We start from the raw sequence: 21,132 nt of genomic DNA, 5'->3' as shown, positions 1-21,132 counted from the left end.
AAGTAAAAATTGAGAATATTTTCTTCCACAAATATACTAAGATTTTATATCGTCTATAATTAAGTTAATTTTTTCAAGATTTTGATTTCTAAGCAATACGCCAACTATAAACAAATCTATAAACCAAATACCAAAATTACCATAATTGATTATATTTGAAGTAGCTATCCAAAATGAATCATATGAGGAATCAGCAATAAAGCCAATTATCATAGCAAGCAAAGTTAAAACTAATCTAAAAATTCCCCATCCAATTTGACCTATATAAAATCTTGCAACACCAAAGCCACCTAATAAAAAATTATAAACCCAAAAGACTAGAGTTGGGTTTTTGAGCTTGGTGTATTGAAGTCTTGTATATACTTTATCCAACTTATCAGAACTTAAAGTTTCAAGTTTCTTTTTTAAATCTTCATTTGACATAATAGGATCAGAATATTTATATCCTCGACTTATTCTTTTTCTAAAAGACCCATATTCTTTTGGTAATTTATTTTTTATTGATAAAAATAAACTCGTAGCATCCATTCTTTCACTCCTTAACTTAAGATAACTTGAATTATTCCACAATTTAGCTTAATTAATATTGAAATAATCAATATTAATTAAATAAAACATAGAATATTTCAATTGTTTTTAATAAAGAATTTTTAATGTAAAATCAGCCCATAAGTATTTAAAAATTTAGGGTAGCTTATGGCAAAAAAGAGCAAACGCGATATGGCATATGAATTAGATATTGATGTTAGCACTTTGTATAATTGGAGAAAATACAAACCTAATTTATATCGCATCGTTATGCTTGGCTTTAAATTTGATGAACTTTTGGAAAAAAATAAAAAAAATTATGAAGAGCTACTTGAGATAAATCAAACCATACAAGATGAAATTGCAAAATTTAAATAAAAACAATTTAATGATTTTAATATATTTATTAGCTTTTTAATTTCATAAAGTTTTATTTTAAAAGTTTTTTCGTGTTATCATTTGTTGCTTTGAAATTTAACTATCTAAGATAAATTACATTATTTTTTACTAAGCATATTTCAGGCATATTTATTTTAATTTCTATTTTTATTTTACTTATAATATGTATTAAAAAAATAATTCAAAATTGTTGTATAATTTTTAAAATTATTTTTAAATTAAGGTTATTTGATTGAGTTTAGTTTTATTATCTTTTTTACCTTCTTTTAGTTTTGTTTTGGAATTTTTAGCTTTATTTTTAGCTTATTTTTTTAAGCAAAATAAGATTTTTTTCTTGCTTTTGTTGATTTTATGTGCTAGGGCTTTATCTTTAGTGGCAAGTGAATATCAAGCGCATTTGTTTATCTCGGTATTTTTACCTTTTTCTTTTGTGCTTTTTGTGTTTTTGCAAGATAGTAAGCTTGTTTTTGAAAGAATTAATTTTATTAAATTTGCGTATTTAGCCTTTATGGGTTTTGTAGCGTTAATACTTAGCACAAGTACTAATTTTAATGCAAGCATTACAAGTGAAATTTTTGGCCTTTCAACGCAATTTTTTAAGCCTATTAGTGAGTTAAGCTTTTGTGTGTTTTGGGTAGGAATGATATTTTTATTATTTTCATATTTTAAAAATAATGATTTTCATTTTTTGCTAGCTTATATGGGCTTGAGCGTGCAATTTTTATTTTACAATAGTGTTGATTTGGGTTATTATGAATTTGCTTCTTTGGTGTTGATAGGATTTTTAGTGTATAAAGCTTATAAAATAGCCTTTTTTGACACTTTAACCAATTTGCCAAATTTAAAGGCCTTAAGAAGATATGCCCAAGGACTTGAAAATTTTCATTTAGCCTTGATTGAAGTAAAAAATATCAATGAAATTTATCATCAAAAAGACTCAAAAATGGGCGAGTTTATAATGCATGAATTTGCTAGGATTTTAAAAAAAGCTTTACATGCTAGGGTTTTTAAAGATGATAAGGATTATTTTATTATTGTATTTGAAAATGAAAATATAGCCTTTGTGCAAAGCAAGCTTCAAATGCTTGAAAATTTTATGCAAAAATATTGTTTTGAATTTAAAGAACAAAATGTAAAGTTAGAAATTAAACTTTGTTTATCAAGTAAAAATGAAAACATAGAAGAAAGTTTAAAACAAGCAAAATTAGAACTTAGAAGACAAAAGGATTAAAATGTTAGATTTGATTTTTAGAGAGTATGATATAAGAGGGCTTTACCCAAGTGAGTTAAATGAAAAAAGTGTAAAAGCTATAGGCTATGCTTTGGGTTTAGAAATGAAATCAAGGGGTTGTGAGAAAGTAAGCGTAGGCTATGATGCAAGATATAGCGCAAATGAACTTTTTAACTATTTAATCAGCGGTTTAAATAAAGCTAATATGCAAGTTTTCAATATAGGCTTAGCACCAACTCCTATGGGGTATTTTAGTCTATTTTTTGATGAAATTTTTGATGCAAATATCATGATAACAGGTTCGCATAATCCAAAAGAATACAATGGCTTTAAAATAACGATTAATAAAGAAAGTTTTTTTGGTGCTGATTTGAAAAAGCTTTCTTTAAAAGTGCAAGAGTATTTAGAACTTGAAATCAATGATGATTTAAGATATGAAAATTATGATATTAAAAGCTTATATATAGACTTTTTAGTTAAACATTTTTCACATCTTAAGGGCTATAAAGAAAAAATCATTATTGATTGTGCAAATGGAGCTACTGGAGTGATTATAAAGCCTTTGGTGGAAAAATTAAATCTTAATGCACAAATTTTATTTGAAAATCCTGATGGAAATTTCCCAAATCACGCGCCCGATCCAACAGAGCTTGAAAATTTACACGCATTGCAAGTTGCGCTAAAAGAAAATGAAAATGCAAAAATGGGCTTTGCTTTTGACGGAGATGGGGATCGTTTAGTAGTAGCAAGTAAAGACTATGTATTTAAGGGCGATGAGCTTTGCTATTTATTTGCTAAAAATATAAAAAATCCTAGAGTTTTAGGTGAAGTAAAATGCTCTAAAAACCTTTTTGATGAGGTAGCTAAATTTGGTTTTATCATGATGGGTAAGACTGGACATTCTAATATTAAAAAAATGATGAAAGAGCAAAATATCGACATAGCGGCAGAGCTTAGTGGGCATATTTTCTTTAAAGATAGATATTTTGGTTATGATGATGGAATTTATGCATTTTTAAGAACTTTAGAGCTTTTAGCAAATGGTTTTGATATAGAAAAATTAGTTAAAGAATTACCAAAACTTTATGCAAGTGAAGAGATTAAGCTTAAGGTTAGTGAAGAAAATAAATTTCAAATCATAGAAAAATTTAAAGAAAAAATAAAAGCAAATGCTTTTGAAAATGTGCTTGATTGTAATGAAATTGACGGAGTTAGAATTACCTTTAAAGAAGGCTGGGCGCTTTTGCGTGCTTCTAATACAAGTCCATATCTTATCATGCGTGCTGAAGCTACAAGTGCTGAATTTAAAGACTTTTTAGAAACAAGAGTAAAAGAACTTTTTGAAGAAATCATAAAAGAGCTTGCATAAGTTCTTTTACATCAATATTTTTTGTGTATAAATATGCTCTTAAGAGTTTAGGGATTTTTGCTTTTCTATAAATTTCTTTAAATTCTTTTGACATTTTCTCACAACTTACAAAAGGAAAAATCAAAACTTTTTCTTGTATGTAAACAATGCCTATTTTATGCGAAATTACTCCATCGCCTTTTAAAGCTTCTTGTCTTTGTTTAGCACTTAAAAGTATTCCAAGTTTTTTAAAGCATTTTGCGATTAAACTTTCATCTTTATGAGTAATGTAAATATTTTTAAATTCACAAATATTTTCTTCTTTTAAGTCTTTTTCTAGGTATTTAAAGCTCTTTTTTACTCCATTTGGATAAAGCTTTAAAAACTCATTGGCAAAATTTTTGCGTATGAAATTTCTAAAATATTTTTCATCATCATTACTCTCATCATGAAAATAAGCGATATTGTTGTCTTTTAGGTAGTTTGAAATTTCTTCTTTTGGAATTTCAAGCAAGGGTCTTATGATAGTAAAATATTTTCTTTTTTCAATATCTTTAAAACCAAGTAATTCTCTAAGTCCTGCGCCTTTGGAAAATTGCATTAAAAACCATTCTAGTTTATCATTTAAATGATGAGCTAGTAAAAGATTATCATAAGAGTGATTTTTGCAAAGTTCTTCAAAAAATTCATAACGCAAAGCTCTTGCATGGGCTTCGAAATTTTTTGTTATCTTGGGTGCGGTTTTGATGTAAATTTTTTTATGAAAACGCTTGGCTAATTCTTTAGCACTTTGCTCTTCTTTATCGCTATTTTTGCGAGTTTTGTAGTTTATAAAAGCAAGATCAAAATCTATATTTTTTTCTAAAAGCATGAAAAATAAAGCGCTAGAATCACTCCCGTGAGAAAATGCTAAAAGATTTTTCCCTTGCTTTAAATGATTTAAATATTTACTATCAATCATCAAACTTTCTTAAGGCTTTTGCAATGAGTTTTTTATCTAAGCTCTGTGTGATTTCACACTCATAAAGCTCGCCCATTTCTAAATTTCCACAATCACTTTCATTGATGAGAATTTCTCCATCAATATTTCTATCCCAACGCAAATCTTTTGCACCGATGAAAAATTCTCCTTCAGAGCTTTGACCTTCACAAAATGCTAAGGTTTTTTTACCAACTTGTTGATTAAAGCTTTTTTCTATGCAATCATCAACAATTTTTTCTATCACTTTTAATCTTGCATTGATGATTTTACTAGGAATTTGTTCCATTTCAAAAGCTGCGGTATCTTCTTCTTTAGAATAAGCAAAAACACTAATTCTATCAAAACCAAATTCTTTTATAAAAGCGCATAATTCTTCAAAGTCCTCATCACTTTCTCCAGGGTGTCCTACTATAAAACCTGTGCGTAAAAATGAATTTGGGGCTTGTTTCATTAAATTTAAAAGTTCGATTAATTTAGCTTTGTTAGCTCCGCGTTTCATGATTTTAAGCATATTGTCACTGATGTGTTGTAAAGGCATATCAAAATAATTTACAAAAACTTTTGACTGAATGATTTTTTCTATCACTTCTTTACTAATGCTTGTTGGATATAGATATAAAATTCTAGCAGCCTTTAAACCTTGGATATTTTCTATAGCTTCAATAAGCTTTAAAAGTCCATCTTTTTGACCTTGATCAAACAAATACGAACTTGTATCTTGAGCGATAAAAGAAAAGTCTTTATAGCCTTTTTTAACAAGTTCTTTTACTTCATTTATAATACTTTCTAAGCTTCTTGATTTAAGTTTGCCTTTAAAACTTGGTATAGCGCAAAATGAACATTTTTGATTACACCCTTCAGCTATTTTGATAAAAGCATGATAGTTTGATCCTGTGATTACACGATTGGTATTTTTATCTTGCAAGTAAGTAGAATTTGAAAAAAGATTAGTTTTTTTAAGTATCATTTCATCAATTTTTTCATAATCTCCCACACCGGTAAAAAGATCAACTTCAGGTAGTTCTTTCATTAATTCCTCGCGGTAGCGTTGCATTAAACATCCTGTTACAACTAACAATGAATCTTTTTTTCTTTGCTCGTGTAAGTCTAAAATCGCATTTATGCTTTCTTTTTTAGCACTATCTATAAAGCCACAGGTATTTACAATCAAAACATCAGCTAAGCTTGGCTCATCACAAATTTCATAATCACTTAATCTTCCAAGCATGATTTCACTATCGACTAAATTTTTATTACAACCTAAAGACATTAAAAAAAGTTTTGGCATATTTCTCACTTTAAATGTTTTATTTTTTTGCTAAAATTATAAGATTAAATTATATCAAAATTAGAAAGAAAATTTTTATGGATAATTACGAATACAGCGAACTTTTAAAAAAATTAAAAAACAAAGTTGGAAATATCGCTTCTATTATTAAGCCTGAAGAGATAAAAGCAAGATTAAAAGAAATAGAAAATTTAGAAAATTCCCCTTCTTTTTGGAGTGATGTAAAACAAGCAGGCATTATAGGTAAAGAAAAAACTAAAATTTCAAATTTACTTAAAAATTATGAAAATGCAAATAATGCTTTAAATGATGCAAGTGAGCTTTTTGATCTTGCTAATAGTGAAAATGATTTAGACACCATAGAAGCTTTATTTGAAGATGCAAATAAGCTAGAAGATCTTATTGTAAATCTTGAAATTTCTATGCTTTTAAGTGGGGAAAATGATGGTAAAAATGCCATAGTTTCTATTCACCCAGGAGCAGGTGGAACGGAGAGTAATGACTGGGCTAGCATGCTTTATAGGATGTATTTGAGATTTTGTGAAAGAGAAGGTTTTAAAGTGGAAACACTTGACTTTCAAGAAGGCGAAGAAGCAGGGCTTAAAGATGTTAGCTTTTTAGTAAAAGGTGAAAATGCTTATGGGTATTTAAAAGCTGAAAATGGCATTCATCGTTTAGTAAGAACTTCTCCATTTGATAGTGCAGGGCGTCGCCATACGAGTTTTTCTAGTGTGATGGTTTCACCTGAACTTGATGATGATATAGAAATAGAAATTGAAGAAAAAGATATAAGGATTGATTATTATAGAGCAAGCGGAGCGGGTGGACAGCATGTTAATAAAACTGAATCAGCAGTGCGCATAACTCATATGCCAAGTGGTATAGTAGTGCAATGTCAAAACGATAGAAGCCAACACAAAAACAAAGCAACTGCTTTTAAAATGCTAAAATCACGCCTTTATGAGCTTGAGCTTATGAAACAACAAGATGAAGCAAATTCAAGCGAAAAAAGTGAGATAGGCTGGGGTCATCAAATCCGCTCTTATGTACTTTTTCCTTATCAACAGGTCAAAGACACGCGTTCAAATGAAGCTTTTTCACAGGTTGATAATATCTTAGATGGGGATATTAAAAAAATCATAGAAGGTGTTTTAATAGCGCAAAAAGCACAAGATTAATACTACAAAAGGATATTAAATGGAAAAAATTCTAGTTTGTGTAGATGTTTTAGAGCCTTGTAGGGAAAGTTTGCATTATGGGGTGTATTTAGCTAAAAAGCTAGATTTACCTTTAATGTTTTTATATACCATAGAACCAAATTTTACTAATGCTGAATTAGCTTGTAGTTTTGGCATAGGCGCTAGTGGGTGTGTGATTGAAGATTTAGTAGAAGAGCAAAGTCAAAAAAATGAAAATCTTTGCAAAAAAGGGCAAAGAATTTTAGAAGAATTTTGTGCTTATGCAAAAGAACAAGGTGTAAAAGAATGCTTTAGTGTGCAAAGAGATGGAGATTTAGAAGAAGTTTTAAAAGAATACAATGGTCAAATAAGATTAGCCATAGCAGGTTTAAAAGGCGGAGGTAAAAAAAATAAAATAGGCATTCATACAGAAGAACTAGTAAGAGCTTTAAATGTGCCTATTTTGCTTGTAAATTCTACTTTTAAAGAGATTAAAAGTGTAATGATGGCTTATGATGGGAGTAATTTAGCTAAAAAGGCTATAGAACAAGCCATTAAAAGACCTATTTTTAAAGAAGCAAAGCGTTATGTAGTAAATGTTTCTAAAGATGAAAAATCTTCTTGTGAGTTATTAGCTCAAGTAAGTCAAATTTTTAAAGAAGCAAATTTAAATGTGCAAACTCAATATTTAAATGGAGAGATTACTCAAGCTTTATTTGATTTTGGTGAGCAAAATGATATAGATTTATTGATTATGGGAGCTTATTCACATCATTGGTTAAAAAGTATTTTATTTGGTAGTTTGACAAATGATATTTTAACTAAGGCTAAAAAACCTTTATTGTTAATTCGCTAACATTAATCTATTTTGATTAAAGATTATAAAATAAATACATGAAGAATTTTCATGTATTTATAAATTTAATAATAAAATAAAACTAATTGATATAAAGATTAACCATATAAAAAGAAAAAATGCCATTAAAAATGGTTTAAAACCTGCATTTTTTAAAACATTTTTATGGATATTTACTCCTAAAGCTACCATAGCCATAGAAAGCAAAAGTGTGTCTATAGTTTGTATGCTTGGTTTTATATAGTTAAGCGCAAAATCTGTATTTAATATTTCAAGTGAGCTAATACCGCATGCAAATAAAAACCACAAAGCAAAATAAGGAATATTTGCTTTAATGGAGATTTTTTCATTATTTTTACTTAGAAATTTCAATGAAAAAAGACTTAAGAAAATCAAAAAAGGTACTAGCATTAAAACACGCAACATTTTTTCTATGACAGCACCATCTCCTGCTTTTACAGCTTCACCTGCTGCAACAGCATGTGCAACTTCATGTAAGCTTGCTCCCATGAAATACCCCATTTGCTTTAAATTAAAAAAATCAAACCAACCTAAATTCCAAGCCAAAGGATATAAAAACATCCCTAAAGTTCCAAACACAACCACAGTGCAAACTGCTACGCCAACTTTAGCAGAGCCACCTTTAACAATGCTTTCACTAGCCATCACAGCAGCTGCTCCACAAATGCTTGAGCCACTACTTATAAGTATGCTTTCTTTAAGATCAAGTTTGAATAATTTTCCTAACAAAAGCCCTATAAAAAAGGTAGAAAATACCACTAAAAATGCTAGCAAAATCCCATTTAATCCAACTTTTTCTAAATCATTAAAAGTAATTCTAAAACCATAAAGTATAATTCCAAGTCTTAAAATTTCTTTTGTTGCTATGCCTAAAACTCCTGATTTTTTGAGTAAATTTGCATTTTGATGAGCTAAATTTCCTATTAAAGCTCCTAAAATCACGGCTATGATTAAAGCTGAAATTCCAAGATTTTTAAAAAAATTAAGCTCAGAAATAGCAAAAGCACAAAAAGCAAGAGTAAAAAGCAGTAAAAAAGCTTCAAATTTTCTATGTTTATATATATTTTTATGCATGAATTTTTCCTTTTTTTGTTTTTTGTAATCTTAATGATTTTTTTGTGATAAGTAAAATTAATTTTATTTGATATAATGATTAAAAATATTTATCAAAAGAGTGCTTATGACTTTTAAACAAATAAAATATTTTCAAGCCTTGTGTAGAAATTTAAATTTAAGAGCTTGTGCTAAAGAATTAAATATAACTCAATCTGCTTTGTCTTTAGCTATATTTGAACTTGAAAAAAGTTTAAACACCAAGCTTTTTGATAGAAATGCTAAATTTTTAAGTTTAAATGAAAAAGGAAAAGTGTTTTTAAAACAAATCACTCCTTTGATTTTAGAATTTGAACGCATAGAAAAAGCAATGCAAGATGATCAAAGCTATGAAATAAGTATGAAAGTTAGTCAAAATGTAGGTACTTATTTACTAGGAACTTTTTTGGATCAAAAGGCAGAAAATATCAAATTAAATTTGTCTTTGGATAATAGTCAAAATATTATCAAAGATATTTTAGATAAAGAAATCGATATAGGTTTGATTGAAGGGATTTGCAAAGATAAGGATATAAAAAAGATTAAAATTTGTGATGATGAGCTTATTGTGGTGAGTAAAAATGACTTCAAAAAAGAATTTTTCATAGATGAATTAAAGGATTTTAAATGGCTAAGTCGTGAGCAAGGTTCAGGTGCAAAAGAAGTGTTTTTAAATGCTTTGCCTAAAGATGTAAAGCTTAATTTGGTTTATGAGTTAAACTCAACTGCTATGATAAAAGAGTTGACTAAAAAAGGTAAATTTTTAGCAGTTTTACCTAAATTTAGTGTTAAAGAAGAGCTCGAAGCTAAAAGTTTATTTGAAGTAAGATTAAAAAATTTTAAAATTTCAAGAGAGCTTTGCTTGATTTATCATAAAAATAAAGAACCAAGCAATAAATTTATAAATTTATGTGAGTTTTTAAAATTTTGCATTCAAAAAGATTTAGCTTAATTCTTGAATACATTTTTTAAAAAGCTCTCCTCTTTCTTCATAAGACTTAAACTGATCTAAGCTTGCACAAGCAGGGCTTAGTAGGGCTACTTCATCATTAGTTAAGTTTTGATTGATTTTTTCTACCGCTTTAGGTAAAAACTCACAAAAATGTGCTTTTAAATTAGCATTTTTAGCATAATCAAGTATTTTATTGGTGCTTTTTCCTATGGCATAAAGCTCTATATCAAGCTCTTTCATAAAAACAAATAAAGCGCTTAAATCCACTCCCTTGTCATCCCCACCTATGATAAGATGAATTTTTTTATCCTTATAGCGTTTAAGAGCAGCTAAACTAGCATCAAGATTAGTTGCTTTAGTATCATTTACCCAAAGTCTATTTTTATGATCAAATATTTCTTCAAGTTTGTTTTTTTCTATCTTAAACTCGTTTAAAAGCTCATAAGAGCAACGATCTAGTATGATTTTTTCTATACTTAAGGCAATAAGAGCATCAAGCAAAAATGGGGTTTTAAAATGAATTTTTTCTAAATCAATTTGCATTTTTTTAGCTAAATCTTGCTCATCTTCATAGCTTATAACATAAGCATGAGTTGGATAAGCCTCATATTTTTTAGGTAAAATTACCACATCATTTTCATTCATTCTTTCAAGCACGCTAAGCTTGGCTTGCTCATAATTTTCAAAGCTTTTGTGCCAAGAAAGATGATCGGGCGTGATAGGTAAAAGTGCATAAATTTCAGGTTTAGCTACTTTGGTGTAAAAAAGCGAAAAAGATGAACTTTCCAAAATCCATAATTTAACACTAATATCCATTTGTGCTAAAGGAGTTCCTATGTTTGCTCCCATTTGTGCATTGATGTGTTTTAAAAGATGATGAGTCATTTGGGTAGTGGTGGTTTTGCCATTTGTTCCGCTTATCCAAACACTTTTTGGCATGCCATCATAAAAAAAATCATACTCACTGCTTAAATTTTTTGCTTGCTGTATGAGAAAATGATCATTTGGAAAGCCAGGACTTGGAATTTCTAAGTCACTTTTTAAAGGATCAAATTCACAAGGCGGTAAAAGTGTATTGTTAAATTCATCTTTACTTATACTTGCAAAATGATCATCATAAATATCGCAATTTCCAAAACGCTGCGCAAAAGCTTTAGTTGTTTTTCCGTATCCAAAAAGTGAAATTTTCATTATCTTAACTTTATACTAATTAATGCAATGATATTTGCAAGTAAGGCTATCATCCAAAAACGCACGATGATTTTATTTTCCACCCAACCTATTTTTTCAAAATGATGATGAATAGGTGCCATTTTAAATACTCTTTTATTAAAGATTTTAAAACTTCCTACTTGTAAAATCACTGAAATAGTTTCTAAAACAAATACAAAGCCTATAAGCAAAAGTAAAATTTCATTTTTACTTACTATACCAAGATAGCCTAAAAATGCCCCTATACTTAAACTCCCACTATCTCCCATAAAAACTTGTGCAGGATAGCAGTTATACCACAAAAATCCCATAAGCGCGCCAACTAAAGCTGAGCTTAGCACCACAAGTTCTCCTAGTCCTTGAATTTTAGGTAAAAATAAATAAGAACTATAAATAGCATTTCCACTTAAATACAAAAAAGCACCAAGACTTAAAAGAGAAAATATAGAAGGCACGGTTGCAAGACCATCAAGCCCATCGGTTAAATTTACAGCATTAGAGCTTGATACAATAACTAAAATCCATAAAAACAACATAAACATACCACCATCAAAAATAGCATGTTTGTAAAAAGGTAAATAAAATTCAGTATTTATATCAAATAAATATAATAATCCAACACAGATAAAAGCAGCGCTAAATTGCCCTAGTAGTTTCATTTTTGGGCTTAATCCTGCGTGATTGTCTTTTTTTAAAATTTTCCCAAAATCATCAACTAAGCCTATAGTACAAAATAGTACTAAACATAATAATCCAACGATTACAAAACTATTATTTAAATCAGCGCTTAAAACACTTGCTATGATAGTAGCAAAGATAAAAACAAGCCCACCCATAGTAGGGGTATGAGATTTAGCTTGGTGTGATTGTGGAGCGTATTCATAAATAGGTTGATTTGCTTTTTTATTTTGAGCCCATTTGATAAATTTTGGCATTAAATACAAACTCAAAAATAAAGCAATAAAAAATGCAAAACCAGCACGCACGCTAATATAAGAAAAAAACATATAATTTGTATATTCTGTAAGATAAAGCAAAATTTTAACCTTGTATTTGTTTTTTAAAAGCATAATTTTAGTAAAATCACATAAATAAATTATAAAAAAGAGTAAAAAATGAGTCAAAAATGTATTTTGATAATCACAGATGGTATAGGACATAATACAAATTCAAACTATAATGCTTTTTTTCATGCTAAAAAGCCAACTTATGATAAGCTTTTTGAAAATACCCCTAATGTTTTGATAAAAACAAGTGGCTTGGCAGTTGGCTTACCTGAAGGTCAAATGGGTAATAGCGAAGTAGGGCATATGTGTATAGGTAGTGGACGCATAATCTATCAAAATTTAGTCAAGATAAATAAAGCCATAGAAAATGACACTTTAAAAGACAATAAGGCTTTAAAAGATTTATTGCAAAAATGCAAAAGAGTGCATATTATAGGGCTTTATAGTGATGGCGGGGTGCATTCTATGCATACACATTTTAATGCACTTTTAAAAATTTGTAGGCAAGAAAATAAAGAAGTTTTTGCGCATGCAATTAGTGATGGTAGGGATTGTCCTCCAAATTCAGGTTTAGAATTTATAAAATCTTTACAGGAATTTTGCGAAAAAGAAGGGGTTAATTTTGCTTCTTTATCGGGAAGATTTTATGCTATGGATAGAGATAAGCGCTATGATAGGGTTAAGTCTTATTATGATGCTTTATTTGCTAAGGCACCAAAGTGTGATGATTTTATGCAATTTATACAAAAAAACTATGATGAAAATATCACAGATGAGTTTTTAACCCCAGTTATTAGTCAAAACTTTGATGGAATTAAGGCTGAAGATGGTGTGATTTTTATCAATTTTAGAAATGATAGAATGCGTCAATTAGTCGCTTCTTTAACCCAAGAAAGTTTTAATGAATTTCCAAAAGAAGTGCTTATAAAAAATGCCATTACTATGAGTTTGTATGATGAGAGTTTTAAACTACCTGTGATGTTTGAAAAAGAAGAGTTAAATAATACTTTAGCTTCTGTGATAGCTAATGCAAATTTAAGCCAACTTCACACAGCTGAAACAGAAAAATACGCTCATGTAACCTTTTTCTTTAATGGGGGAAAAGAAGAATTAGAATGCAATGAAACAAGAATTTTAATTCCAAGTCCTAAAGTAAAAACATACGATGAAAAACCTCAAATGAGTGCTAAAGAAGTCACAGATGAGGTGCTTAAGGGTATAGAAAGTGGTATGGATTTTATCGTAGTAAATTTTGCAAATGGTGATATGGTAGGACATACGGGTGATTTTGAAGCTGCGATTAGTGCGGTTGAATGTGTAGATGAGTGTTTAGGTAGGGTTATTGCTAAAGCAAGAGAGCATGATTATGCTTTTATTATTACTTCAGATCATGGAAACTGTGAAGCGATGAGGGATGAAAAAGAAAATATGCTCACTAATCACACAACCTTTGATGTTTTTGCTTTTGTCGAAGCTAAAGGAGTAGATAAGCTCAAAGAAGGCATGGGGCTTAGTAATATAGCACCAAGCGTGCTTAAAATTTTAAACTTACCTATCCCAAAAGAAATGGATGAGGCTTTATTTTAATTTAAAGGAGAACAATGAAATTTAGTGGAAAAAATGTTTTAATAACAGGTGCAAGTAAAGGTATAGGTGCAGCAATAGCCAAAGAATTAGCAAGTTATGGCTTAAAAGTTTGGATTAATTATAGAAGTAAGCCCGAACTTGCTGATGCGTTAAAAGAAGAGATAGAAAAAAGTGGTGGCACTGCAGCTGTGATTAAATTTGATGCAAGTGTTGAAGAAGAATTTACAAGCGCTATTGCAACTATAGTAGAAAGTGATGGTGAGCTTAGTTATTTAGTTAATAATGCAGGTATTACTAATGATAAATTAGCGCTTAGAATGAGTATGGATGATTTTTATTCAGTGATTAATGCTAATTTAAATTCAAGCTTTTTAGGTTGTAGAGAGGCATTAAAAACTATGAGTAAAAAGCGTTTTGGCGCGGTTGTAAATATCGCTTCTATAGTTGGAGAAATGGGAAATGCAGGTCAAACTAATTATAGTGCTAGTAAAGGCGGTATGATAGCATTAACAAAATCTTTTGCTAAAGAAGGTGCAGCAAGAAATATAAGATATAACTGCATTACCCCAGGTTTTATAAAAAGTGATATGACTGAAGTTTTAAGTGATGAAATAAAACAAAATTATATTAATAATATCCCTTTAAAGCGTTTTGCAGATGCAAGCGAGGTAGCTCAAGCTGTGGCATTTTTATTAAGCAATCATTCTTCTTATATCACAGGGGAAATTTTAAAAGTCAACGGTGGACTTTATATGTAAGCAAGGTTTTAACCTTGCTTAGTTTCTATAGCTACTACTGCTATAGCAAAACCCCCATCATGCGCCACGCTTACACTTGTTGATTCAATTTTAAATTCTTGCATGACTTTTTGAGAAAAACTAATGTGTGGAGCATTTTTATCATCCTTAGAGATGGTGATGTCAAAAAAAGAACATTCTTTAGAAATTCCAACCCCCAAAGCCTTAGAGGCAGCTTCTTTAATAGCCCAAAATCCGGCTAGAGTGTTGGTATTTTTTATATAACTTTGCTCTTTCTTGGACAAAAATTTATCCAAGAAAAGTGTTTTATGTCTTTCATAAATTTTTTCTATGCGAGAGCATACGACTATGTCACAGCCTATCATTAAGATACTACAAAGTCGGTAAAATAAATATTTTTGATAAAACCATCAGTTAAAACTTCATTGATCTTACCGGTTAATTCATCTTTTAATCTTTCTTTACCCTTTGTAGTGCTTACTTCTTCAAAGGTTTTTGATGTTAAAGTTCTAATGATAATATCTCTAATAATAGCAACTTTTTTATCAAGTTCAGGAGTTAATGTTTCAACATTTTGTTCAAGTTGAATGGTGCATTTTACATATCTTGATCCACCATCACTTAATAAATTTAGCGTAAAAGGTGCTAAAGGATACATCACGCCAATATTTGCATAATCACTCCCTCTAGCTGCTACTGCATTTGTTTTTTTAGGAGCTTGTGCAACTTGTGCGCTTTCTTCAGTTTGCGGGGTAGGATTTTCTTCAGAGCCGCCACTAAACATTAGATAAGCAATTGCTCCTACAATAACAAGTAAAAATACAAATAAAAATACAACGATAATGATTACTAAAGTATTCCCGCCTTTTTTCTTTGATTCACCTTGTTCATCCATCATATCATCAGCCATATTTTTCCTTTTATAAAATTTTAAAATGTTATTGTATCAAAAATTATATTTTTTTTAAATTATGATTATTTAATCTTTTGTAAATGTCTATAAACACTAGGTTCTGAAATATTTAAAAGCTCCGCAACTTTAGGAATAACACCTTTTACATTAAATACGCCTTTTTCATATAAGCTAGCTATCATTTTTTGTTTTTCCTTTGGTTTTAAACTTTTATTTTTAAAACTTTCAATATCTATCCCCGTAATATCTTCAACGATTTCTTCTAAATCAAGTTTTATGTATTCTTTATTTTCTTGTTCAGGACTTTCATAAGAATTATCATAAATATTTCCAAGATTTAAAATTTCATCAGAGATTTTTTTAAATGCTGAAGTATCATGATTAATACAAAGCAAACCTTCAAGTTTTTCATCTTTTTTAATAAAAAAAGTAGAGCCTGACATTACTTGTGAGCTTTTAGCTGAAGTTTTATAATGTGTTATATAATCACGCTCTAAATAGATTTTGTTTTTAATCATTTCAATAGCAAAGCCTGTTAGAGGTGAATTTATAGTTCTTTTGCTAATATGATTATTAGCTATTTCTGCTATATTAGTACCATCTTCACTTACATCATGCAAAACTATTTCATAATTTCTTCCCAAAGCATCAGCAAGAAATTTCACTAATTTAATATAGTAAGTTCTTGTTTCTTTATCCATTAAACTCTCCTTGTTTTATTAATTTTGTAGTAAAAATATTTAAAATAAGAGCACTTATTCTTATTTTTCAACAATTTTAATACAAAATAAAAATAATTATGCTTAAAAAAAGATTATTTTTTCAAAAATAATAATTTTTATTGTTTAATTTTATTTTAATAATATAGGGATATAATTTATCAAATAATAAAAATTATTATTTATAAAAAGGAGAAAAGATGAAAAAACTAACCAATGATTTCGGAAATATCATAGCCGATAATCAAAATTCATTAAGCGCAGGTGCTAAGGGTCCACTTTTAATGCAAGATTATATTTTGTTAGAAAAACTTGCCCATCAAAATAGAGAAAGAATTCCAGAAAGAACTGTTCATGCAAAAGGGAGCGGTGCTTATGGGGAGCTTAAAATCACTAAAGATATTTCTCAATACACCAAGGCAAAAGTTTTACAGCTTGGAGAAAATACACCTTTATTTATAAGATTTTCAACCGTTGCAGGCGAAGCAGGTGCAGCTGATGCAGAAAGAGATGTAAGAGGTTTTGCTATTAAATTTTATACTAAAGAAGGAAATTGGGATTTAGTAGGTAATAATACTCCGACATTTTTTATAAGAGATGCATATAAATTTCCTGATTTTATCCACACTCAAAAAAGAGATCCAAGAAATCATTTAAGAAGCAATAATGCTGCATGGGATTTTTGGAGTCTTTGTCCTGAAAGCTTACATCAAGTTACTATTTTAATGAGTGATAGAGGTATTCCTGCAAGCTATCGTCATATGCATGGTTTTGGAAGTCACACTTATAGTTTGATTAATGATAAAAACGAAAGATTTTGGGTGAAATTTCATTTTAAAACAAAGCAGGGTATTAAAAATTTAACCAACGAAGAAGCGGCAAATTTAATAGCAAATGATAGAGAAAGTCATCAAAGAGATTTATATGAAGCTATTGAAAAAGGAGATTTTCCAAAATGGACTTTCCAAATTCAAGTTTTAAAAGAAGATGAAGCAGAAAAATTAGGTTTTAATCCTTTTGATTTAACTAAAGTTTGGCCACATAGTATTGTGCCTTTAATTGAAGTAGGCGAATTAGTACTTAATAAAAATGTACAAAATTACTTTAATGAAGTAGAACAAGCTGCATTTAGTCCAAGCAATATTGTTCCTGGTATTAGTTTTAGTCCTGATAAAATGCTGCAAGCTAGAATTTTTTCTTATCCTGACGCACACAGATACCGCATAGGGACAAATTATCATTTATTACCAGTTAATCGTGCAAAAAGTGAAGTAAATACTTATAATGTAGCAGGTGCTATGAATTTTGACACTTATAAAAATGGTCTTGCTTATTATGAACCAAATAGTTATGATGATAGTCCAAAAGAAGATAAAAATTACCTAGAGCCTGACTTAGCACTTGAAGGTAATGCACAAAGATATGCTCCACTTGATAATGATTTTTACACCCAACCAAGAGCCTTGTTTGATATAATGAATCAAGATCAAAAAGAGCAATTATTTAAAAATATCGCTGCTTCTATGAGTGGGGTTGATGAAAAAATTATTGCTAGAGCATTAAGTCATTTTGAAAAAATTTCAAGTGAATATGCAAATGGTGTTAAAAAAGCTTTGAAAATGTAATTTTTACTTGCCACTTTAAAAGTGGCAAACTAAAGATTATAAAGGAAAAATATGTTTAGTAATGAAGAAGAAAAAAGAATTCAAGAGCTTTGCACTATGGCTTTTGATTACGCAAGACAAAATGATTTACAAAATTTAAAGATTATGATAGAAGCGGGTTTGAGTGTGAATTTAAAAAATCATAAAGGCGATAGTCTTTTAATGCTTGCAAGTTATCATAATGCTTATGAATGTGCTAAGTTTTTACTAGAAAATAATGCTAGGGTAGATGAGAAAAATGATAGAGGACAAACTCCATTAGCAGGGGTGTGTTTTAAAGGATATTTACCTATGTGTAAGCTTTTGGTAGAACATGGAGCAAATATTGATGAAAACAATGGTCTTGGTATGACACCTTTTACTTTTGCGTTGATGTTTGGGCATAGAGATATAGTAGAGTTTTTAACAAGGCATTCTAAAAAAAGTTTTCTTAAAAAAATAGCTTTTAGTGTATTAAAAATTTTCAAAAAATAGTTAAAAATTTATAATATATTAAAAATATATTTTATTTATTTAAAATTATCAAAAAATTCTATTATTAAATTATAAATTTTTAAAATTTTTTATTATAGAAATAAAAAATTTAAGCTAAATTAAAATAAATTCAAATAAAATTACCCCTAATTTTTTAATGAAAGGATAACAAATGTCTAACAAAACAGAAAAATTATGGGGTGGGCGTTTTGATTTACCTACAAATAAATTAGTTGAAGAATATACTGCTTCACTACCAGTTGAGCCAAGACTTGCTCCTTTTGATATACAAGGTAGTATAATTCACTGCATCATGCTTGCAAAACAAGGTATTATAAAAGACGATGAAGCAAAAACTATCATTAAGGGCTTAGAACAAGTTAGAGAAGAAATTCAAAATGGAACCTTTGTTTTTGATATAGCTGATGAGGATATTCATATGGCTGTAGAAAAAAGAATGACACAAATCGTAGGTCCAGTAGGTGGAAAACTTCACACCGCAAGAAGTAGAAATGACCAAACTACTCTTGATTCAAAAATTCATATGAGAGCAGTTATTAAAGAAGTATTAACTCAAATTACTACTTTGCAAGAAGAAATCGTCCATCAAGCTCAAAAAAATATCAAAGCTATTATGCCAGGTTATACGCATTTGCAAACGGGCCAGCCAGTGCTTTTTTCACATTGGATTATGGCGTATTTTTGGATGTTAAGTAGGGATTATTCTCGTTTTGAGGATTTATATAAAAGAATGAATGAGTGTCCTTTGGGAGCAGCTGCACTTGGTGGAACTACATTTAATATAGACAGACATTTTTGTGCCAAAGAACTAGGCTTTACTAAACCAACAGAAAATAGCATTGATAGTGTAAGTGATAGAGATCATATGGTTGAATTTACTGCTATTGCTGCAATGTGTTTCATGCACCTTAGTCGTTTTTGTGAAGAGCTTATACTTTTTTCAAGTCAAGATTTTAAATTTATAGAATTAAGTGATGATTTTTGTACCGGTTCAAGCATAATGCCTCAAAAGAAAAATCCTGATGTAGCTGAAAAAATGCGTGGTAAGACAGGTAGAATGTATGGTAATGTTATGGCAATGCTAACTATTATGAAAGGTATTCCATTAGCTTATAATACTGATATGAGTGAAGATAAGGCTCAAGTTTATGATTCTATGGATACTTTAATGGCAAGTTTAAAAATTATAACTCCTATGATAGAAAAAATGCAAGTAAATGCTAATAATACAAGAGCAGCAGCTGCAAAAGGATTTTCAAATGCCACAGATATGGCTGATTATTTAGTAAGAAAAAATATACCATTTAGAGAAGCTCATAGTATAGTAGGTTCAGCTGTGAATTATTGTATTAAACACGGAAAAATGCTTGAAGAGCTTAGCATGGAAGAATTCCATCAATTTAATGAAAATATCCAAGAAGATATTTATGAAGCAATTGCTTTAGAAACTTGTATAGACGCAAGACTTTCTTATGGTGGTACAGGAACTAAAGTTGTATTAGAGCAAATTGAACATGCAAAAGAATTGTTGGATAAATGTAAAAAATAAACAATAAGGGCGAAGATTAGATGGATATTATTTTTATACTTCAACTTTTTATTATTTTTTCTATGATAGCCATAGGTGGTAGATATGGTGGTATAGGACTTGGGGTTGCAGGTGGGCTTGGTATGTGTATTTTGGTGTTAGTTTTTGGTATGCAACCAGCTTCACTTCCTGTGAGTGTTGTGTTTATTATACTTGCTGTGATTACTTGCGTGAGTGTTTTGCAAAGCGCAGGCGGGCTTGATTTGCTAGTAAAAATAGCTGAAAAAGCATTAAAGAAAAAACCTCAAGCTATTGTTTTTATGGGCCCATTAATCACATCCACATTTACAATATTTTGTGGTACTACTTATGTAGCTTTTTCTATTTATCCGGTGATTGCTGAAGTAGCTGCTCAAGCTAAAATTCGTCCTGAAAGACCACTTTCAGTTTCAGTTATAGCAGCAGGTATTGCAGTGGTAGCTTCTCCTATGAGTGCAGCCACTGCAGGTATGGTAGCCATTTTAGCTATTAGTGGTGTAGGACTTGTTCAAATATTAGCTGTGGTAATGCCAGCATTTTTAATTGGTGTTATATGTGCTTGTTTGAGCGTTTTTAAAAGAGGAAAAGAGCTTGAGCAAGATGAGGAATTTCAAAGAAGAGTAAGAGCAGGGGAATATCAGTTTTTAACTCAAGATAAACAAGAAGATAAACAAGAAACAGATCCTAAAGTAAAAAGAGCTTTATTAATATTTGCTTTGGGGATTTTAACCATTATTTTCTTTGGGACTTTTACAAATTTGTTACCTCACTATGAGCTTGCAAATGGTAAAATAGAAAGACTTTCTACCCCAAATTTAATTCAAATGATCATGCTTGCAACAGCTTGTTTAATTATGCTTTTTGCTAAAGTTCCTGCTAATAAACTTGGTGAAGCTTCTGTATTTAAATCAGGACTTATAGGCGTTGTAGGGGTTTTTGGTATAGCTTGGATGACAGGGACATTTTTTGAAGCTTACAAGCCTTTATTTAGTGATTCTTTATCACATATTGTAGAAGATTATCCGTATTTATTTGGTGTAGCTTTATTTGCCTTTTCTATGGTGATTTTTTCTCCAGCTGCAACAGTAGCTGCTTTGATGCCTTTGGGTGTGAGTTTGGGAATTCCTCCTCAAATTCTTATCGTGCTTTATCCTTGCGTGAGTGGAGATTTTATAGTTCCAGGAGCTAATCAAATAGCTTGTGTGGCTTTTGATAGAACAGGCACAACAAAAATAGGAAAATTTGTGATCAATCACTCTTATTTAAGACCAGGTTTTGCTTTAATCATTGGTGCTGTTGCGAGTGCTTATTTTATATCGCAAATAGTTTTTTAGC

The 21,132-nt window shown here is 29.8% G+C and carries 21 protein-coding genes; 12 read left to right on the top strand and 9 right to left on the bottom strand.

Features of this window, described 5'->3' with window-relative positions; translation table 11 throughout:
- Positions 1-36: 36 nt before the first annotated feature.
- Positions 37-528, bottom strand: coding sequence for a TM2 domain-containing protein (locus L8T82_RS03555; RefSeq protein WP_263665780.1), 492 nt, complete (start codon positions 526-528; stop codon positions 37-39).
- 168 nt (positions 529-696) lie between these two features.
- Here L8T82_RS03555 and L8T82_RS03550 point away from each other — a divergent pair, with 168 nt between their 5' ends.
- The 3 genes from L8T82_RS03550 (at position 697) to L8T82_RS03540 (ending at position 3,527) form a co-directional block, all read left to right on the top strand.
- Complete coding sequence (locus L8T82_RS03550; protein WP_039662706.1) at positions 697-906, top strand: hypothetical protein; 210 nt, start codon at positions 697-699, stop codon at positions 904-906.
- A gap of 253 nt (positions 907-1,159) precedes the next feature.
- On the top strand, positions 1,160-2,158 hold the full coding sequence (locus tag L8T82_RS03545; protein WP_133319607.1) for a hypothetical protein: 999 nt from the start codon (positions 1,160-1,162) through the stop codon (positions 2,156-2,158).
- A 1-nt stretch (position 2,159) separates the two neighbouring features.
- On the top strand, positions 2,160-3,527 hold the full coding sequence (locus L8T82_RS03540; protein WP_263725884.1) for a phosphomannomutase/phosphoglucomutase: 1,368 nt from the start codon (positions 2,160-2,162) through the stop codon (positions 3,525-3,527).
- Here the strand turns inward: L8T82_RS03540 and tilS are convergent.
- Together tilS and rimO are read right to left on the bottom strand one after the other, a co-directional pair.
- On the bottom strand, positions 3,508-4,470 hold the full coding sequence (tilS, locus tag L8T82_RS03535) for a tRNA lysidine(34) synthetase TilS (protein ID WP_263725883.1): 963 nt from the start codon (positions 4,468-4,470) through the stop codon (positions 3,508-3,510). The two genes, L8T82_RS03540 and tilS, sit on opposite strands and share 20 nt — an antisense overlap.
- The gene (rimO, locus tag L8T82_RS03530; RefSeq protein WP_263725882.1) at positions 4,460-5,776 is read right to left on the bottom strand and encodes a 30S ribosomal protein S12 methylthiotransferase RimO; all 1,317 of its coding nucleotides are present in this window, start codon (positions 5,774-5,776) and stop codon (positions 4,460-4,462) included. The genes tilS and rimO overlap by 11 nt, the downstream gene beginning before the upstream one ends.
- Before the next feature lie 77 nt (positions 5,777-5,853).
- On the opposite strand from rimO, the gene prfB reads away from it, so the two are divergent.
- Both prfB and L8T82_RS03520 read left to right on the top strand, forming a co-directional pair.
- Positions 5,854-6,954, top strand: coding sequence for a peptide chain release factor 2 (gene prfB / locus L8T82_RS03525; protein ID WP_039642502.1), 1,101 nt, complete (start codon positions 5,854-5,856; stop codon positions 6,952-6,954).
- 19 nt (positions 6,955-6,973) lie between these two features.
- A complete protein-coding gene (locus tag L8T82_RS03520; RefSeq protein ID WP_263725880.1) occupies positions 6,974-7,810 on the top strand; it encodes a universal stress protein in 837 nt (278 codons plus the stop codon).
- A gap of 57 nt (positions 7,811-7,867) precedes the next feature.
- On the opposite strand, the gene L8T82_RS03515 is transcribed toward L8T82_RS03520, so the two are convergent.
- Entirely contained in the window at positions 7,868-8,905 is a 1,038-nt protein-coding gene (locus L8T82_RS03515; protein ID WP_263725879.1) for a YeiH family protein, read from the bottom strand.
- A gap of 106 nt (positions 8,906-9,011) precedes the next feature.
- Between L8T82_RS03515 and L8T82_RS03510 the strand changes: the two genes are divergently transcribed.
- Entirely contained in the window at positions 9,012-9,875 is an 864-nt protein-coding gene (locus L8T82_RS03510; protein ID WP_133319600.1) for a LysR family transcriptional regulator, read from the top strand.
- Here L8T82_RS03510 and murD read toward each other — a convergent pair.
- Both murD and mraY read right to left on the bottom strand, forming a co-directional pair.
- Positions 9,867-11,066, bottom strand: coding sequence for a UDP-N-acetylmuramoyl-L-alanine--D-glutamate ligase (murD, locus tag L8T82_RS03505; RefSeq protein WP_263725878.1), 1,200 nt, complete (start codon positions 11,064-11,066; stop codon positions 9,867-9,869). The genes L8T82_RS03510 and murD overlap by 9 nt on opposite strands.
- Positions 11,066-12,124 carry a phospho-N-acetylmuramoyl-pentapeptide-transferase gene (mraY, locus tag L8T82_RS03500; protein ID WP_263725877.1) on the bottom strand — a complete coding sequence of 353 codons (1,059 nt, stop codon included), beginning with the start codon at positions 12,122-12,124 and terminating at the stop codon, positions 11,066-11,068. Before mraY ends, murD begins: the two co-directional genes overlap by 1 nt.
- A gap of 78 nt (positions 12,125-12,202) precedes the next feature.
- Between mraY and gpmI the strand changes: the two genes are divergently transcribed.
- Entirely contained in the window at positions 12,203-13,681 is a 1,479-nt protein-coding gene (gene gpmI / locus L8T82_RS03495; protein ID WP_263725875.1) for a 2,3-bisphosphoglycerate-independent phosphoglycerate mutase, read from the top strand.
- A gap of 14 nt (positions 13,682-13,695) precedes the next feature.
- Positions 13,696-14,439, top strand: a complete 744-nt coding sequence (fabG, locus tag L8T82_RS03490) for a 3-oxoacyl-ACP reductase FabG (protein WP_263725874.1) — start codon at positions 13,696-13,698, stop codon at positions 14,437-14,439.
- Positions 14,440-14,447: 8 nt separating this feature from the next.
- On the opposite strand, the gene acpS is transcribed toward fabG, so the two are convergent.
- From acpS to L8T82_RS03475, 3 genes are all read right to left on the bottom strand, one after another.
- A complete protein-coding gene (gene acpS / locus L8T82_RS03485; protein ID WP_263725873.1) occupies positions 14,448-14,804 on the bottom strand; it encodes a holo-ACP synthase in 357 nt (118 codons plus the stop codon).
- Positions 14,804-15,349: a flagellar basal body-associated protein FliL gene (gene fliL, locus L8T82_RS03480; RefSeq protein WP_133319594.1), complete on the bottom strand. Its 546-nt coding sequence runs from the start codon at positions 15,347-15,349 to the stop codon at positions 14,804-14,806. The genes acpS and fliL overlap by 1 nt, the downstream gene beginning before the upstream one ends.
- Positions 15,350-15,414: 65 nt before the next feature.
- A complete protein-coding gene (locus L8T82_RS03475; protein WP_220566805.1) occupies positions 15,415-16,053 on the bottom strand; it encodes a transcriptional regulator in 639 nt (212 codons plus the stop codon).
- A 218-nt stretch (positions 16,054-16,271) separates the two neighbouring features.
- On the opposite strand from L8T82_RS03475, the gene L8T82_RS03470 reads away from it, so the two are divergent.
- The 4 genes from L8T82_RS03470 (at position 16,272) to L8T82_RS03455 (ending at position 21,131) form a co-directional block, all read left to right on the top strand.
- Positions 16,272-17,696 carry a catalase gene (locus L8T82_RS03470; RefSeq protein ID WP_263661128.1) on the top strand — a complete coding sequence of 475 codons (1,425 nt, stop codon included), beginning with the start codon at positions 16,272-16,274 and terminating at the stop codon, positions 17,694-17,696.
- Positions 17,697-17,747: 51 nt separating this feature from the next.
- The gene (locus L8T82_RS03465; RefSeq protein ID WP_263664792.1) at positions 17,748-18,209 is read left to right on the top strand and encodes an ankyrin repeat domain-containing protein; all 462 of its coding nucleotides are present in this window, start codon (positions 17,748-17,750) and stop codon (positions 18,207-18,209) included.
- Between the two features lie 172 nt (positions 18,210-18,381).
- A complete protein-coding gene (gene argH / locus L8T82_RS03460) occupies positions 18,382-19,779 on the top strand; it encodes an argininosuccinate lyase (RefSeq protein WP_263725872.1) in 1,398 nt (465 codons plus the stop codon).
- Between the two features lie 20 nt (positions 19,780-19,799).
- Positions 19,800-21,131: an anaerobic C4-dicarboxylate transporter family protein gene (locus L8T82_RS03455; protein ID WP_263725871.1), complete on the top strand. Its 1,332-nt coding sequence runs from the start codon at positions 19,800-19,802 to the stop codon at positions 21,129-21,131.
- Position 21,132 lies beyond the last annotated feature (1 nt).

The sequence above is a fragment of the Campylobacter sp. IFREMER_LSEM_CL292 genome (assembly GCF_025771615.1).
Taxonomy (GTDB): domain Bacteria; phylum Campylobacterota; class Campylobacteria; order Campylobacterales; family Campylobacteraceae; genus Campylobacter_D; species Campylobacter_D lari_D.
The sequence above is the reverse complement of the archived record's forward strand: the minus strand, read 5'-3'. Positions and strand labels throughout refer to the sequence as shown.

Excerpts from the sequence above, each read along its gene's own strand:
- L8T82_RS03555 (WP_263665780.1), bottom strand. The coding sequence starts at position 528 with ATGGATGCTACGAGTTTATTTTTATCAATAAAAAATAAATTACCAAAA.
- L8T82_RS03550 (WP_039662706.1), top strand. The coding sequence starts at position 697 with ATGGCAAAAAAGAGCAAACGCGATATGGCATATGAATTAGATATTGAT.
- L8T82_RS03540 (WP_263725884.1), top strand. The coding sequence starts at position 2,160 with ATGTTAGATTTGATTTTTAGAGAGTATGATATAAGAGGGCTTTACCCA.
- rimO (WP_263725882.1), bottom strand. The coding sequence starts at position 5,776 with ATGCCAAAACTTTTTTTAATGTCTTTAGGTTGTAATAAAAATTTAGTC.
- prfB (WP_039642502.1), top strand. The coding sequence starts at position 5,854 with ATGGATAATTACGAATACAGCGAACTTTTAAAAAAATTAAAAAACAAA.
- L8T82_RS03520 (WP_263725880.1), top strand. The coding sequence starts at position 6,974 with ATGGAAAAAATTCTAGTTTGTGTAGATGTTTTAGAGCCTTGTAGGGAA.
- L8T82_RS03515 (WP_263725879.1), bottom strand. The coding sequence starts at position 8,905 with ATGCATAAAAATATATATAAACATAGAAAATTTGAAGCTTTTTTACTG.
- L8T82_RS03510 (WP_133319600.1), top strand. The coding sequence starts at position 9,012 with ATGACTTTTAAACAAATAAAATATTTTCAAGCCTTGTGTAGAAATTTA.
- murD (WP_263725878.1), bottom strand. The coding sequence starts at position 11,066 with ATGAAAATTTCACTTTTTGGATACGGAAAAACAACTAAAGCTTTTGCG.
- gpmI (WP_263725875.1), top strand. The coding sequence starts at position 12,203 with ATGAGTCAAAAATGTATTTTGATAATCACAGATGGTATAGGACATAAT.
- fabG (WP_263725874.1), top strand. The coding sequence starts at position 13,696 with ATGAAATTTAGTGGAAAAAATGTTTTAATAACAGGTGCAAGTAAAGGT.
- acpS (WP_263725873.1), bottom strand. The coding sequence starts at position 14,804 with ATGATAGGCTGTGACATAGTCGTATGCTCTCGCATAGAAAAAATTTAT.
- fliL (WP_133319594.1), bottom strand. The coding sequence starts at position 15,349 with ATGGCTGATGATATGATGGATGAACAAGGTGAATCAAAGAAAAAAGGC.
- L8T82_RS03475 (WP_220566805.1), bottom strand. The coding sequence starts at position 16,053 with ATGGATAAAGAAACAAGAACTTACTATATTAAATTAGTGAAATTTCTT.
- L8T82_RS03470 (WP_263661128.1), top strand. The coding sequence starts at position 16,272 with ATGAAAAAACTAACCAATGATTTCGGAAATATCATAGCCGATAATCAA.
- L8T82_RS03465 (WP_263664792.1), top strand. The coding sequence starts at position 17,748 with ATGTTTAGTAATGAAGAAGAAAAAAGAATTCAAGAGCTTTGCACTATG.
- argH (WP_263725872.1), top strand. The coding sequence starts at position 18,382 with ATGTCTAACAAAACAGAAAAATTATGGGGTGGGCGTTTTGATTTACCT.
- L8T82_RS03455 (WP_263725871.1), top strand. The coding sequence starts at position 19,800 with ATGGATATTATTTTTATACTTCAACTTTTTATTATTTTTTCTATGATA.